Source organism: Deinococcus gobiensis I-0 (assembly GCF_000252445.1).
GTDB classification, from domain to species: domain Bacteria; phylum Deinococcota; class Deinococci; order Deinococcales; family Deinococcaceae; genus Deinococcus; species Deinococcus gobiensis.
Map to the genome: position 1 here is coordinate 1,199,583 of NC_017790.1, position 14,283 is coordinate 1,213,865.

Consider the following 14,283-nt stretch of genomic DNA (forward strand, 5'->3'; position numbering starts at 1 on the left):
CGGTCCGGGCGCGGTCATGTGGAGTGATCGTCCATGCTGGCCCGCCCTATGATGCCCGGCGTGACCCAGGCGCGGCCTCCCTCTCTGCCCGGATCGGAGCCGCCGGTCAGCCGGCGCCTGCGGCCCTACGGCGCGGCATTGGTGCCACTGGCCCTGGCCGGTCTGCTGCCCTGGTGGGCGGTGGCCCTGCTGTGTGCGGTGTCCGGGCTGGGCGCGCGCTTTCAGGCGTGGCAGGACGCCCGGTTCCTGGTCTCGCTGCTGATCGCCGGGGCCGCCACCCTGCCCGGCCTCGCCGCCCTGCGCGGCAGCGGCAACGGTGAGGCGCTGCTGGACCTCGGGTCGCGCTACCTGATCCTGCTGCTGGCCCTGGGCCTGAGCAGTTACGGCCTCACGGCGCTGGAACACGGGCGGCGGCGGGGGCTGGCCGCGCTGCTGTGCGCAGGATTGTTCGCGCCTCAGCCGCTGCTGCTGCCCGCCCTGGTCGGCGGCGCGCTGCTGCGGCCCGGCACCGACGATCGCCTGGGCCGTCCTCGCCCGCGCCCGGCGGCCGAGCGCGCGGCCGGGCGCCGGGGCTGGGGGCTGGTCCTGGCGGGGGTGGCCGCCCTGACCCTGCTGGCCCTGGCCCTGCCACGCTCCGGGGTGCCCACAGCGGCGGCCAGTCTGACGGCGACTGACCGCCCCCCGACCACGGCGCCTGCCCAGCCCCCGCAGGAGGCGGCCACTCCGCTCACCGGAACGGCGCGGCGGCGCCCGGCCGTCACCTCCGGCGCGGGTGGCCTGCCGCAGCCTCCGGCCGAACTGCTGCTCCTCGCGGGCGCGCTGACCTTCGCCGCACTGGGCGCCCTGGTCTGGCGGCGGCGACAGGGGCGCGGCGCCCGCGTGCCCCCCACCCTCACCGAACTCCTGATGGCGGGCGGGCTGCTGCTCACCCTGGCGCTGCTCCTCGTGTTCTCGCTGGGGGGTACGCGGGGCGCCGGGGGCGAGGCGGGCGCTCCGCTGTCTCCGGCCCCCACCGGAGGCGCGGCCAGCAGCGCTCTGCCCCTGGAGCAGGTGGGCACCTCGTCCGGGGTCTCCGCGCTGCTGTGGGTCCTGCTGGCCATCCAGGTCCTGCTCGCGGCCGCCCTGCTCTGGGTGCTGTGGCGTCACCGCACTGGCCGCGAGAAGCTGGCGGTTGCCGGGGACGAGGCCGGGGACCCGCAGGTGCCCGCTGTACCGAACGCCGTGCCCGCCACCCACCGCGTGCGGGCGGCCTACCGGCAGGCCGAGGCAGGGCTCGCCGCTGCGGGGCAGGGCCGAGCCGCCGCCGAGGCCCCCGGGGCCTACGCCGCGCGGGTGGGCGCCGCCTTTTCCGAGCTGGCCGCGCCGCTGGAGACGCTGACCCGTCTGTACGGCCCGGTGCGCTACGGCGGCCGTCTCAGCGAGGCCGAGGCCGAGGACGCCGAGGCTGCCGCCGCCCAGATCGCTGCCTGGGCGGCCCGCCGACCCTCTTCCCGCCCTTCTCCTTTTTCCGAGGACCTGCCATGACCCGACCTGATTCCCAGACCGTCTCCGGCCCCGGCCCCGCCTTCGCCGGCCCCATCACCGAAAATGTCGCCCGCGTACTGGTGGGCAAGGAGGCCGTGACCCGCCTGACGCTGGCCGGCATCCTGAGTGGCGGCCACGTCCTGCTCGAGGACGCGCCCGGCACCGGCAAGACCATGCTGGCGCGCGCCCTGGCCGTCAGCCTGGGCCTGAGTTTCACCCGCGTGCAGTTCACGCCCGATCTGCTGCCCGGCGACGTGACGGGGGTCAGCGTGTACCGCCCGGCGACCGGGACCTTCGAATTCGTGCGGGGGCCGGTCTTTACGGGCGTGCTGCTGGCCGACGAGATCAACCGCGCCACGCCGCGTACCCAGTCGGCGCTGCTGGAGGCGATGGGCGAGGGCCAGGTCACCGAGTCGGGCATCACGCACCGCCTGCCCGCACCCTTCGTGGTGATCGCCACCCAGAACCCGGTCGAGCACGAGGGCACCTACCGCCTGCCCGAGGCGCAGCTCGACCGCTTCACGCTGCGGCTCTCGGTGGGCTATCCCTCGGTCGAGGAGGAGGTGCGGATGTTGGGGCGCCTGCAGGGCGAGCACCCCATCGCGGCGCTGCGGGCGGTGAGCGGTCCGGCCGAGCTGCTCGCGGCCCAGGCGGCGGCGCGCGGGGTTCACGTCTCGGCCGACCTGCGGCGCTACGTGTCCTCGCTCGCGGCGCGTACCCGTGCCCACCCGCAGGTGACGCTGGGCGGCGGGCCGCGTGCCAGCCTCGCCCTGCAAAGCGTGGCGCAGGCCCTGGCCTGGATGGACGGCCGCGCCTTCGTCACCCCCGACGACGTGCAGCTCGCGGCCCCCGGCGTGCTGGCCCACCGCCTGAGCCTGGGCATCGAGGCCCGCATGGGCGGGGTCGGCGGCGAGCAGGTCGTGCGGGAGGTGCTCGCCGCCGAGCCGGTGCCGGTGGAGTCCGGGGCGGGCGGGGCCGCCTCGCCGGTGGGCCGGTCCTGAGCGGCCTGGGCGTCGCCCTGCTGTGGGCGGGGGTGCTCGTGCTGGGCGCGCTGCTCGTGTGGGCCGCCTATCGCCGCCCCCCCGGGGTGACGCTGGAGCGCGAGCGGCCCCCTTCCGGATTCGAGGGCGGCCGGGTGCCGCTCACGGTGCGGCTGCGGGTGCGCAGCGCCCTGCCGGCGCGCGTGGTGATCGAGGACCCCCCGCCGCGCACGGTGGTGCCCGACACCGCGCCCACCGTCGCCCTGACGGTGTTCGGTGAGGCCGAGGCCGAGGTGCGGGCCTCGCTGACCCTCAACCGGCGCGGGGTCCATGTCTGGCCCGGCGCGACGCTGCACTGGGCCGATCCGCTGGGGCTGTTCTGGCGGCGCGTGACCCTGCCGGAGCTGCCGCCGCCGCTGGAGGTGTATCCCGGCACCCACGGCCTGCGTCTGCCCGAGCTGCTGCGGCCCCTGCTCTCGGAGGGCAGCCTGTCGCGCACCTTGGGCCTCGACGATCCCCTGAGCCTGCGCGGGGTGCGCGAGTACGTCGCGGGCGACGCGCCGGGCCGGGTCCACTGGCGGCTCTCGGCACACTCGGGCACCCTGATGGTCCGCGAACCCGAGCGCACGGCGTCGAGCAGCCTGTGCGTGTACCTCGACCTCTCGCACGGGGGCGAGGTCTTCGTCGAGAGTGCCGTGCGCCTCGCCGCCAGCCTGCTGCGCGAGGCCGGAGACCTGGGCCTGCCGGTGTCGGTCGCCTCGCGCGCGGGCGCGACCCCCGCCGGGCGCTCGCCCGAGCATCTGCGCGCGGCCCTGCTCGCTCTAGCCCGCCTCGCGCCGCAGGTGGGCGAGGTGCCGCTCATCCCCCCGGTGCGCGCGGGGGCGAACCTGTTCGTGCTCACCAGCCGGGCGGGCGCGGCGCTGGTCGCGCAGGCCATGCGCGCCCGCGCCCAGGCGAGCCGGGTAATCATCGTGGCGCTGCCCGAGGGCTTTTATCTCGAACCCGGCGAGTCGCCGCGCCGCCAGTGGGTCAGTGCGCCCGACACCGTGCGCGACCTCGAGCGCCAGGCCGCCGCCCTGGCCGGGGCGGGCGTACTGGTGTACGTGCTGCGCGGCGACCAGAGTGTGCTGCGCCTGGGCTAGGGAGCGGGGGCCGCCCTAAAGGAAACACTCAGGCGGGGCGCGGGCGGGGTTGCTAGCGTGGGGCCATGACCCAGAACGACGACCAGCGCGAGCAGCTCAAGAGCGAGGACGAGATCAGCAACGTGGACCTCCAGTTCATGGGCCGCACCGACGAGCACCGCGACGCCCTGGGCGACGCCCGCGCCGAGGCGCGCAACGCCGACGAGTTCGAGGAACGGGGCCTGGACAAGCAGGACGTGGCGTCGCAGGGCAGCATGATCGCCAGCGACCCCGCCAGCACCATCCCCGGCGAGGAGACTTCCGAGAACACCGACGACTGAGCACGGACCGGGGGCGGGGGGCCGGCGTCTCTGGCCCCCGCGCCTATTTGCCCACGCAGAAGTTCCTGAAAACCGCGTCCACCACGTCCTCCTGCACGTCGCGGCCGCTCAGCTCGGCCAGGGCGTGCAGGGCGGCTTCCAGCTCGTAGCCCGCGAGGTCGTCGGGCAGTCCTGTCGCCAGCTCCAGGTGGGTCAGGGCGCGCCGGGCCGCGTCGGCCTGCCGCTCGGTGGTCAGCCACGCCTCGCCGCGCGCCGCGTCCCCGATCAGGGCGGCGCGCACGGCCTCACGGAGTTCGGGCAGGCCCGCGCCCGTCACGGCGCTCACGGCCAGCGCCTCCGGGTCTTCCCAGGCGGCCCCGAGGTCGGCCTTGGTGCGCAGGCGGATGACGCGCGCGCCCTGCGGGACCTCCCCGGGCAGCGCCTCACGCGGGGCGTGCCCGTCTTCGAGGACCAGCACGAGATCGGCCTGCTGCGCCAGGGCCGCCGCCTGACGGACCCCGGCCGCCTCGACCGGGTCGGCCGTCTCGCGCAGGCCCGCCGTGTCCACCAGGGTGACCGGCACCCCGGCGAGTTCCACGCCGGCCTCCAGGTAGTCGCGGGTGGTGCCCGGAATCGGCGTGACGATGCTGCGCTCGTACCCCAGCAGGGCATTGAGCAGGCTGCTCTTGCCCGCGTTGGGCCGCCCGATCAGGGCCAGGCGCGCGCCGCGCGTGGCCGCCTGCCCGGCACGGGCGGTGTCCAGCAGCGTTTTCAGTCCGGCCCGGGCGCGGGCCAGCGGCTCGGCGCGGTCTTCGTCCGGCACGCCTTCCTCGGGGTAGTCCAGCATGGCCTGGATGGCCGCCAGCGTGCGGGTGACGTCGGCCGCTACGCCCGCGATGCGCGCGCCCAGCTCCCCCGAGAGGCCCAGGGCCCCCTGCCGGCGCGCCGCCTCGCTGCCGGCATTGACCAGATTGAGGACCGCCTCGGCCTGCGCGAGGTCCAGCCTCCCCGAGAGGTAGGCGCGCAGCGTGAATTCGCCGGGCCGGGCCGGGCGTGCGCCGAGTTCCAGCACCCGCGCCAGCACCCGTGCCAGCACCGCCGGGCTGCCGTGCGTCTGCAACTCGGCCACGTCCTCGCCGGTGTAGCTGCGCGGCGCGCGGAACACGAGACACAGGCCCTCGTCGAGCAGTTCGCCGCCTTCCGCGACCAGTTGCCCGAACAGGAAGCGCCCGCCCCGCGTGCGGCTGGGGGCCCGCCGTCCCCGGAAGGCCCGGTCGGCGATCTCCAGCGCCGCCGGGCCGCTGACGCGTACGATGCCTACCCCGGCGCTGCCCGGCGCGGTGGCGATGGCGGCGATGGTGTCTTGCAGGCCGGAACGGGTCACGCCCCGCAGGCTAGAGCATCGGGGCGTGCCGGAGGGTGGCCGGGGGCGCGCTAGACGTCGCGCCGGTCGAAGGCGAAGATCGCCATGAACCCGAACCCCGCCGTATAGATGAGCAGCAGGGCCACCGAGCCGGCCACGCTGCCCTGTTCGGCGTACAGCGCGAAGTGGCTGGTGAGCAGGATGCGCTGCACCGACTCGGGAAAGACCACCAGCAGGCGCATGATGTTCAGGGCGGCCAGGGTGGCGAGGGTCGAGGCGGCGGTATTCAGGAACAGCACCCCGAACAGCAGCGAGAGGGCCGCGATGGGCATGAGCATCAGCGCCGCCAGGAAGCTGCCGCGCAGCGTCTCCAGGAGGGCCGCGCCGCTGCCGAGCTGCCCCACGCCCACGAACAGCCCCGGCCCCATGCCCGTGCCGCCCGTGAAGGCCCCGAAGCCGCGCGGAATGCCCGCGAGCAGCGACCCCAGGACCGTCACGGCGATGAGCAGGAAGGGCAGCAGCAGCGCCACGACCAGCTTGCTGGCGATGACCTGCGTGCGGCCCACCGGACGCAGCAGCAGCGGCGCGAGCGTGCCCTGGCTGACCTCGCTGCCGATCATCTCGGAGACGGTCAGGGCAATGAACAGCGGCAGCATGAACTGCACCGCCACCCCGATGCTCACGGCCGGCAGCTGCCAGCCGCTGACGAGTGCGAGGTCGCCCAGCAGCATGTTCATGCGCGGGGCAGCCGCCCACAGCAGGGGCAGCAGGAAGCTCACGGCCAGGCCGAGCCGGGCGCTGCGCGACGTGAGCAGTTTGCGCAGTTCGAGCAGGATCAGGGTCAGCATGCGGCCCTCCGGGGCAGGGAGACGGAACGGCGGCTCATGCCTGGGCCACCCGTTCGCGGTAGTACTCGTACAGGTCGAAGTGGTCGGGCGAGGCCTCGAACACCCGGATGCCTGCGCGCGCGAGGTGGTCGAGCACGTCGGGCACCTGTCCCTCGCTGCTCAGGTGCGCCACCGCGTAGGGCTGACGTACGCTGACCCGCCGCACGTAGGGCAGGGATTCGAGGGCCGAAGCCGCCATCGCCGGGCGCTCCACCCGGAAGCGGAAGGCGGTGTGCCGCGCCTGGAGGTCCACCGTGTCCACCAGCCGCCCGCCGCTGAGAATTCCGACGCGGTGCGCGTAGGTGGCGATCTCGCGCAGGTGGTGCGTGCTGAGGATCACCGCGCAGCCCTCCGAGGCCAGCCCGGTCACGATGCGGTGGATCAGGCCGATGCCCAGGGGATCGAGGCCGCTCGTCGGCTCGTCGAGGATCAGGACCTTGGGGTGGTCCAGGATGGCGCTCGCCACCCCGAGGCGCTGGCGCTGGCCCAGCGAATACTCCGACACCGGGCGGTCGGCCATGCGGGTCAGTTCCAGCAGGGCCAGCACCTCGCGCAGCCGCGCCCGGTCCACCCGTTCGCGCCCCGGAGCCATCGCCGCGAGGCTGGCGTGCAGGTGCAGGTTCTGGTTGCCGGTCAGCTGCGGGTAGAACTTGGCCGGGGCCTCGACCACCGCGCCCAGCAGCGCGCGGGCGCGGGCACCGTCGGTGTGTACGTTCAGGCCCAGCAGCCGCACCTCGCCCGCCGTCGGAAAGGCGAGGCCGGTCATGGCGCGGATCAGGGTGGTCTTGCCCGCCCCGTTGGGGCCGGTCAGGGCGTAGACCTCGCCCGGCTTGACCGTCAGGTTGATCTCTTCGAGGACCGCGTTCGGGCCGTAGGATTTCGACAGCCCCCGCGCCTCGACGGCCGGCAGGGCAGGAGCGGCTGACTTCTTCACGCGTCCTACCCTATGAAGCCGGCCTTGGCGAAACTCTTACACGGCTCTCAGCCGCCCGGACTCAGCCCGCAGGAGTGATCACGCCGCACTGCTCGCGCGAGCCGCTCTTGCCCGCCGGGTCGCTGGCATAGTCGTCGTGCATGGCGTGCAGCACCACGCTGCGGTTCAGGGCGCCCGTCAGGCCCCGCAAGGTGAGCTTGCGCGTCACGAACGTCGCCTGCACCGCGCCGCCGGTACTGGCCGTCACCATCGGCAGGTCGCCCGCGTGGGCCTCGGTGTTGGGGGTGGTGGGCGTGGCGTGGTTGCCGGTGTTGTAGGGGTCGAAGTGCCCGCCCGCCGCCCCGAAGGCCACGACCTCGCCGGTCGTGGCGTCGGGGCCGGGGGCGCACACCGGGTTGGTGTGGACGTGCATGCCGTGCATTCCCGGCGTGAGGCCGCGTGCCGAGACCGTGACCTCCAGCCCGCCCGGCACCTCGCGGAAGCTGACGGTGCCGCGCACGAGGCCCTGAGGGTCGCGCAGCAGGGCCGAGGCCTGCGTGCCGGGGGGCAGGGGCAGACCGCCGCCCCCCGCCAGGGCGCTGCCGAGGGTGAGCGCCCCGAGGGTGGCGATCAGCGCGGCGCGGAAGGTCCGGGTTCCGGGGTGTGTCATGCCCTACCGTCGCAAAGGTGCCGGCCCCGCAGAGCGGCGGCCCTTACCTTGTGAAGCGCAGCTTGAGGCTGGCTCAAGTCCCCGAGACCAGCGCCTCGCCCACGAACAGGGGCAGGTCGCTGGCAGGGGCGGCCCCCACGGCCACGGCGCGGCGCTGCAACTCGCGCACGGCCCGCTCGCCCTCGTCGCCCACGTCGCGGCTCATGGCGTTGACGTACAGGTCGATATGGGCCTGCATGACCGCGTCCTCCATCTCCAGCGCGTGCTCGCGGATGTAGGCGGCCGAAGCCTGCGGGTGCGCGTAGGCGTAGTCCAGGCTGGCGCGCACGGCGGCGTTCAGGTCGAGCTGCACCTGCGCGGGCAGGTCGCGCCGCACCAGGATGGCCCCCAGCGGCAGCGGCAGCCCGGTGTCGCCCTCCCACCACGCGCCGAGGTCGAGGTGCCTGCTCAGGCCGTACTGCGGGTACGTGAAGCGCGACTCGTGGATGATCAGCCCGGCGTCCACCTCGCCGCGCGCGGTCGCGGGCATGACCTCGTCGTAGCGCATACGCCTTACCTGCGCGTCCGGGTAGACCATCCGCAGCAGCAGCTCGGCGGTGGTCAGCGCGCCCGGCGAGGCGACCACCTTGCCGTTCAGGTCGCCCACCTCGCCGCGCGTCACGATGAGGGGGCCCACGCCGCGCCCCAGCGCCCCACCTGCCCGGAGGGCGACGTAGCGGTCCATGACGCTGAAGTAGGCCCGGTAGCTGATCTTGGTGATGGGCAGGCGGCTGGACGTGGCCCAGTCGTTGAGGGTCTGCACGTCTTCGAGCACCTCGCGCACCGGCAGTGGCGAGGGCACCAGCCCCGCGTGCAGCGCATGGAAGATGAAGGTGTCGTTCGGGCAAAACGAGTAGCCCAGCTCCAGCGTCTCGGGCTGGGCGGGCGTCGGGGAGGCGGCGGTCATGCCTGCCAGGGTACGCCTGCCCGGCCGGGACGACCGGCCCCCCGGTTTCCTTTCGGGGCAGGCGCTCGGCGGGGCCGGTCGGGGAGACGGCCGGTCAGCGGGGCGTCAAGCGGGCGCGGCTATGCTGGGGCATGTCCCGACCTGCCCTGACCGCCGCGCTGCTCGCTTCTCTGGCCCTGTCCGGCACGGCGCTGCTGGGCCACGCGCAGGCCGGGGGCGGGGGGGGCCGCGCCCCCGAGGTCTGCCGCGCCGATTACGTGCGCCCCAGTTTCACGCGCCTGGAGGCCGATCTCGCCTCGGCGCGCGCCCGTTGGGCCGCCCAGCACATCCGGGCCTACAGCTACGACTTCTCGCAGGTGGCGGCCCCGGCGCGCTTCCCGGCCGTGCGGGTCACGGTGCGCCCCGGCGCGGCCCCGGTCACGGCCGTGCTGCCCGGCGAGGAAGGTGAGCCGGCAGCGCAGGCGGGCGTGACCGTCGAGGCCCGTTTCAGGCAGGTGGCGCAGGCCCTGGTCTCGTGGCGCGGCCAGCCGTGCCCGGAGGTGCGCGTCACCTACGACCGGGCGACCGGCGTGCCGCAGAGCTTCTATGGCGGCAGCGGCCTGGCGAACATCGCCGACGGCTTCGGCGAGTGGCGCATGACGAACTTCACCCGGCCCTGATCCCGGCCCCGGCGCCTAGCCCAGGCCCGCCAGCAGCGCGCGGGCCTGTTCGGCGTCGCGGGCGAGCTGGGCCTTGAGTTCCTCCAGCCCGCCGAACTTCTGCTCGCCGCGCAGCCGGTTGAAAAACTTGATCTGGAGTTCCTGACCGTACAGGTCGCCCGCGAAATCGAACAGGTGGACCTCGAAACGCAGCTCACGGCCCTCGACGGTGGGCCGCCAGCCCACGTTCGCCATGCCGGGCCAGCGGCGCTCGCCCTCGCCCCGGTTGGGGTCGCCCAGCGCCATCACCGCGAAGACCCCCAGCGGCAGCGCCTTGCCCTGCGGCACGCGGATGTTGGCGGTCGGGTAGCCGATGGTGCGCCCCAGGCGGTCGCCCTGCACGACCACGCCCTGCGCGCCGTAGTGCCGCCCCAGCAGGCGCGAGGTGCCCTCGACGTCTCCGGCGCGCAGCAGCTCCCGAATGCGGGTGCTTTTGATGTCGTCGCCGCCGAGCTGGTGCATCGGCAGGACGACCACGCGCGGCGCGACCTCCCGCAGGTCCTCCAGGCCGCCCGCCCGGCCGCGCCCGAAGTGGAAGTCCTCGCCCACCACGATCACGCGCGGGCGCAGCACCCGCAGGTCGTCCAGAAAGGCCTCCTTGGGCCGCGAGGCGAACTCGGTGGTGAAGGGCACGGCCACCGTCTCGTCCACGCCGTAGCGCGCGAGCAGTTCGAGCTTCTCGGGCAGCGTCGAGAGGAATTCCACGCCCTGGGTCAGCACGCGGGTCGGCGGGTCGAAGGTGTAGACCACGCTGGGCACCCGGAACTCGCGCGCGCGGGTGCGCAGCTGCGCCAGCAGTGCCTGGTGCCCCAGGTGTACGCCGTCGAAACTGCCGATGGCGACCACGGTTTCGGTGTCGGGCCGCTGGTCCGGCGAGACGAAGGTCTTCACTGCGCCTGCCCACCCAGTGCCAGCACGCCGTACAGGGCCGCCGCCACGCTGGGGCCGCTGCTGACCAGGGCGCCTTCGCGCAGGCCGTCCAGCAGCGCCTGGGGCGTCATCCACAGCACCTCCAGGTCCTCGCCCTCGTCCTGGGGCAGCTTGCTCTCGCGCAGGTTGCGGGCGCGGAACACGTGCAGTTCCTCGTCGCAGAAGCCCGGCGACGTGAAAAAGCGCGTGAGCAGCGTCAGCTCACCGTCGAAGCCCGCTTCCTCCTGCAACTCGCGCCGCGCGGCCTGCTCGGGGGTCTCGCCCTCGTCGATCAGTCCGGCGGGGGCCTCGACCGTGTGCGCGCCGATGGCCGGTCGGGCCTGACGCACGAGCAGCATCTCGCCCTGACCGTTCAGGACGAGCACCGCCACCGCCGGCTGATGCCGCACGACCTCCCACCTGCCCTCCATCCGCTCGACCGTCAGGATCTTGCCTTCGTAGATGGTCTCCGTGTCCGCACTCGCCATGCGGTGACTGTAGAGCACGCCGGCGGCGGGGGTGAGACCGTGGCCGGGGCCGCTCTCGCCCCCGCCGCCCGTCTGACATAGTGGCCCCCATGCTGACGCGCGCCGACCTCGAAGCCCGCGAGGCGGCCACCCTCGCCCCCTGGGCCACCTTGAGCCGCGACTCGCGGGGCCGCACCTACCCCGAGGCCGAGAGCGCGACCCGCACCGCCTTCCAGAAAGACCGCGACCGCGTGCTGCACACCACCGCCTTCCGGCGCCTGGAGGCCAAGACCCAGGTGTTCCTGAACGCGGCCGGGCAGGGCGACCACTACCGCACCCGCCTGACCCACACGCTGGAGGTGCAGCAGGTGGCGCGCTCGGTGGCCCTGAGCCTGGGCCTGAACGAGACCCTGGCCGAGACGGTGGCCCTGGCCCACGACCTGGGGCACCCTCCCTTCGGGCACGCGGGCGAGCGCGTCCTGAACGGCCTGATGGCCGGGCACGGGGGCTTCGACCACAACGCCCAGGCCTGCCGCATCGTGACCCGGCTGGAGGACCGCTACCCGGACTTTCCGGGCCTGAACCTGACCCTGGATACCCTCGACGGCCTGAACAAGCACGAGCGCGCGGGCATCGGGATGCCGAGCTTGGAGGCGCAGGTCGTGGACGCCGCCGACGCGCTGGCCTACACCGCCCACGACCTCGACGACGGGTTGCGCAGCGGCCTGATCGTGCCGGGGCAGCTCGCGGGCCTGAGCCTGTGGGACGAGCTGCGCGGGCGCACCGGCCTGAGCGGCGAGGTCGAGCGCGACCGCCGGACCCTTCACCGCGAGCTGCTGGGCTGGCTCCTGATGGACCTGACGCGCGCCAGCGACGCCGCCATCGCCGCGAGCGGCGTGCGCTCGCCGGGCGAGGTGCGCGCCCTGCCCGCCCGCGTCGTGACCTACAGCGCGCCGGTCTACGCGCAACTGCGCGAGATGAAGGGGTTCCTGCGCGAGAACCTGTACCGCCACTGGCAGGTCGAGCGGCAGGTCGAGCAGGCCACCCGCGTTACCGAGGGGCTGTTCCGGGCCTTCGTCGCGCGGCCGTCCATGCTGCCGCCCCGGCCCCGCGCCCGCGCCGAGGCGTGCGGCCTGGAGCGCGCCGTGTGCGACCACATCGCGGGCATGACCGACCGCTACGCCCTGGAGACCTGGCGCAGCGTGGCCGCCCCCGCCTGACGGTTGACACCCTGAAGTTTCACTGGTACATTAACTCCCGCCCAACCGGCGAGACCCGGTGGCGAGACGCGAGTGTAGCTCAGCTGGTTAGAGCGCACGCCTGATAAGCGTGAGGTCCCCAGTTCAAGTCTGGGCATTCGCACCAAGAGAGAACAACCCCGTCACCGACGGGGTTGTTCGTTTTGCCTGTGTAGGCACAGGCGGCCCGCAGTTCCGGGGAGCGGTCGCCCCCGCGCTTCTCAGGGGGCCTGGAGAACCACCGCTTCCGGCTCCGGCAGCAGCGTGATGGTGACGAGCAGCTCCGGCCCCTTGCCCTCACCGAAGGCGAAAGCCCCCGAGGCCACCTCCTCGTCGCCCCAGGCGGTCACCTGCCGCGCCGCGTAGGCCCGGTCCAGGCGCCCGCGGGTTTCGGCAGGCGAGCGGGTCAGGCGGCCGCAGGCCAGATGCGTGCCGGCGGCGTTCAGGTCGGCCAGCTGGGCCGCGCTCAGCAGCTCGTCGCAGCCGGTGGGGGTGGCCTGGGCGGTCGCCAGCACCTGCGCCGCCGCCCGCCCGAAGTCGGCGCGGGTCTGCGAGTCCCGCCGATCGCAGCCGCTCAGGAGGGCCAGCGCGGCCAGCAGTCCGGGGCCGGCGTACCGGCCCACGCGGCGGGCCCCACTCACTCCAGCGTCACCAGATAGTCGTACAGGTCGGGACCGCCGGGATGCGCCTCGACTTCCACCATCGGGAATTCCTTGCGGATGCTCGCCGCCAGGGCGTCCAGGTCCTCGGCCGTCTTCTGCGGGCCGCCGAACACGGTCACGATCTCCTGGCCCCGGTAGGCGCGGCCCAGCATCGTCAGGACGCTGCCCTCGGGGGTGCCGCCCGCGTCCACGAGTTCGTCGTCCTGAAGGCCGATCACGTCGCCTTCCTTGATGTCCAGGGTGCGCCCCTGCCTGGTCGTGATGTTCGTCGTGCGGCTCGCGCGCGTGACCTCGAAGGTGGTCACGGCCCCGGCGGCCTCCGTCATGGCTTCCCGCAGGTCCTCGGCGGGCACCTGCGGCGAGAAGGCCAGCGCCGCGCCGATGCCCTGGCCCAGCGTGCGGGTGTCGATCACGACCGCGCGCCCGTCCATCAGCTCGGTCGCCTTCTGGGCGGCCATGAGCACGTTCTTGTTGTTGGGCAGGATCACGACCTTCTCGGCACTCACCGAGCGCACCGCGTCCACGATGTCCTGCACGCTGGGGTTGGCGGTCTGCCCGCCCGAGACGATGCGCGCGCCCAGCGAGCGGAACAGCTTGACCAGCCCGTAGCCGTTGGCGACCGCGACCAGCCCCGAGGGCGGCACCTCCTCCTCGGCGCGGGTGGCGGCCCCCGCCATACCCAGGATCTCGGTGTGCTGCTCGGACATGTCCTCGACCTTGGTCTTGAGCATCTTGCCGTAGCGCCCCACCGTCGCCAGCAGCTCGTCGGGCGCGTTGGTGTGGATGTGCCCCTTGACGTAGCCCTCGGCGCCCACCACCAGCAGCGAGTCCCCGAAGGGGCTGACCAGTTCGCGGATCTCCTCGATGGGCCTGGTCGCCTCGCTCATCAGGAACTCGGTGCAAAAACCGAATTCCTCGTTCTCGATGCCCTGCTGGGCATAGCTCGTGACCTCGGGGGCCTCGGGCAGGTCGTCGCCGCGCAGCGCCGCGAGCATGCCCTGCACGAGGTACAGGTAGCCCTGCCCGCCCGAGTCGATGACCCCCGCCTGCTTGAGGGCCGGGAGCATCTCCGGGGTCTGGTCGAGCAGCGCCTGGCCGCGGAACAGCGCCTGCTCCAGCACGGCGGCGGGCGACTCGGCCGTCAGGGCCGCGCCCTCGGCCACGCCGCGCGCGACGGTCAGGATGGTGCCCTCGACCGGTTTCATGACGGCCCCGTAGCCGCTCTTCTGCGCGGCCGCGAAGGCGCGGGTCAGCAGGGGGGCGTCCACGCTCGCCGCGCCCGCGACCGTCTCGGCGAAGCCCTTGAGGAGCTGCGAGAGGATCACGCCGCTGTTGCCGCGCGCCCCCAGCAGCGCGCCGTAGCTCACCGCGCGGGCGACGGCGGGCATGCTGCGCTCGTCGCAGGTATCGAGCTCGCGGCGCACCGACTGCATGGTGAGGTGCATGTTCGTGCCGGTGTCGCCGTCGGGCACCGGGTACACGTTCAGGGCGTTGACCTGCTCGCGGTACACGCCCAGCCAGTCGGTGGCCGTGCGGAACATCCGGGCGAGGTCGGCGGGCGCGAGCGCCTGCGGAGCGGGGGAGG

General features: G+C 73.8%; 15 protein-coding genes and 1 tRNA gene. 7 read left to right on the forward strand and 9 right to left on the reverse strand.

Annotated features, from left to right (window positions below; translation table 11 throughout):
• Positions 1-33 precede the first annotated feature (33 nt).
• The 4 genes from DGO_RS24205 (at position 34) to DGO_RS05565 (ending at position 3,966) form a co-directional block, all read left to right on the forward strand.
• Complete coding sequence (locus tag DGO_RS24205; protein ID WP_226991468.1) at positions 34-1,524, forward strand: DUF4129 domain-containing protein; 1,491 nt, start codon at positions 34-36, stop codon at positions 1,522-1,524.
• The gene (locus DGO_RS05555) at positions 1,521-2,525 is read left to right on the forward strand and encodes an AAA family ATPase (protein ID WP_050920695.1); all 1,005 of its coding nucleotides are present in this window, start codon (positions 1,521-1,523) and stop codon (positions 2,523-2,525) included. Before DGO_RS24205 ends, DGO_RS05555 begins: the two co-directional genes overlap by 4 nt.
• Positions 2,526-2,557: 32 nt before the next feature.
• On the forward strand, positions 2,558-3,646 hold the full coding sequence (locus tag DGO_RS05560; RefSeq protein ID WP_014684507.1) for a DUF58 domain-containing protein: 1,089 nt from the start codon (positions 2,558-2,560) through the stop codon (positions 3,644-3,646).
• Between the two features lie 65 nt (positions 3,647-3,711).
• The gene (locus DGO_RS05565; RefSeq protein ID WP_014684508.1) at positions 3,712-3,966 is read left to right on the forward strand and encodes a hypothetical protein; all 255 of its coding nucleotides are present in this window, start codon (positions 3,712-3,714) and stop codon (positions 3,964-3,966) included.
• 43 nt (positions 3,967-4,009) lie between these two features.
• Here the strand turns inward: DGO_RS05565 and mnmE are convergent, their stop codons facing one another.
• From mnmE to DGO_RS05590, 5 genes are all read right to left on the reverse strand, one after another.
• A complete protein-coding gene (gene mnmE, locus DGO_RS05570) occupies positions 4,010-5,329 on the reverse strand; it encodes a tRNA uridine-5-carboxymethylaminomethyl(34) synthesis GTPase MnmE (RefSeq protein WP_014684509.1) in 1,320 nt (439 codons plus the stop codon).
• A gap of 50 nt (positions 5,330-5,379) precedes the next feature.
• Positions 5,380-6,156 (reverse strand): ABC transporter permease, encoded by a 777-nt coding sequence (locus tag DGO_RS05575; RefSeq protein WP_014684510.1) that lies wholly within the window; start codon positions 6,154-6,156, stop codon positions 5,380-5,382.
• A gap of 34 nt (positions 6,157-6,190) precedes the next feature.
• Complete coding sequence (locus tag DGO_RS05580; protein ID WP_043801222.1) at positions 6,191-7,129, reverse strand: ABC transporter ATP-binding protein; 939 nt, start codon at positions 7,127-7,129, stop codon at positions 6,191-6,193.
• Between the two features lie 61 nt (positions 7,130-7,190).
• Entirely contained in the window at positions 7,191-7,778 is a 588-nt protein-coding gene (locus DGO_RS05585; RefSeq protein WP_043801224.1) for a superoxide dismutase family protein, read from the reverse strand.
• A 73-nt stretch (positions 7,779-7,851) separates the two neighbouring features.
• Positions 7,852-8,724: a 1,4-dihydroxy-6-naphtoate synthase gene (locus tag DGO_RS05590; RefSeq protein WP_014684513.1), complete on the reverse strand. Its 873-nt coding sequence runs from the start codon at positions 8,722-8,724 to the stop codon at positions 7,852-7,854.
• Positions 8,725-8,855: 131 nt separating this feature from the next.
• Between DGO_RS05590 and DGO_RS23030 the strand changes: the two genes are divergently transcribed.
• Positions 8,856-9,383 carry a DUF6174 domain-containing protein gene (locus DGO_RS23030; RefSeq protein WP_014684514.1) on the forward strand — a complete coding sequence of 176 codons (528 nt, stop codon included), beginning with the start codon at positions 8,856-8,858 and terminating at the stop codon, positions 9,381-9,383.
• A gap of 15 nt (positions 9,384-9,398) precedes the next feature.
• Here the strand turns inward: DGO_RS23030 and ribF are convergent, their stop codons facing one another.
• Both ribF and DGO_RS05605 read right to left on the reverse strand, forming a co-directional pair.
• Positions 9,399-10,313, reverse strand: coding sequence for a riboflavin biosynthesis protein RibF (ribF, locus tag DGO_RS05600; protein WP_014684515.1), 915 nt, complete (start codon positions 10,311-10,313; stop codon positions 9,399-9,401).
• On the reverse strand, positions 10,310-10,819 hold the full coding sequence (locus DGO_RS05605) for an NUDIX domain-containing protein (RefSeq protein ID WP_043801226.1): 510 nt from the start codon (positions 10,817-10,819) through the stop codon (positions 10,310-10,312). The genes ribF and DGO_RS05605 overlap by 4 nt, the downstream gene beginning before the upstream one ends.
• 89 nt (positions 10,820-10,908) lie before the next feature.
• Here DGO_RS05605 and DGO_RS05610 point away from each other — a divergent pair, with 89 nt between their 5' ends.
• Together DGO_RS05610 and DGO_RS05615 are read left to right on the forward strand one after the other, a co-directional pair.
• Positions 10,909-12,018, forward strand: coding sequence for a deoxyguanosinetriphosphate triphosphohydrolase (locus tag DGO_RS05610; protein WP_014684517.1), 1,110 nt, complete (start codon positions 10,909-10,911; stop codon positions 12,016-12,018).
• Between the two features lie 68 nt (positions 12,019-12,086).
• A tRNA-Ile gene (locus DGO_RS05615) sits at positions 12,087-12,163 on the forward strand.
• 94 nt (positions 12,164-12,257) lie between these two features.
• Here DGO_RS05615 and DGO_RS05620 read toward each other — a convergent pair.
• Positions 12,258-12,677 (reverse strand): hypothetical protein, encoded by a 420-nt coding sequence (locus DGO_RS05620; RefSeq protein ID WP_145975258.1) that lies wholly within the window; start codon positions 12,675-12,677, stop codon positions 12,258-12,260.
• Entirely contained in the window at positions 12,674-14,239 is a 1,566-nt protein-coding gene (locus tag DGO_RS05625) for a DAK2 domain-containing protein (RefSeq protein WP_014684519.1), read from the reverse strand. The genes DGO_RS05620 and DGO_RS05625 overlap by 4 nt, the downstream gene beginning before the upstream one ends.
• Positions 14,240-14,283: the final 44 nt, after the last annotated feature.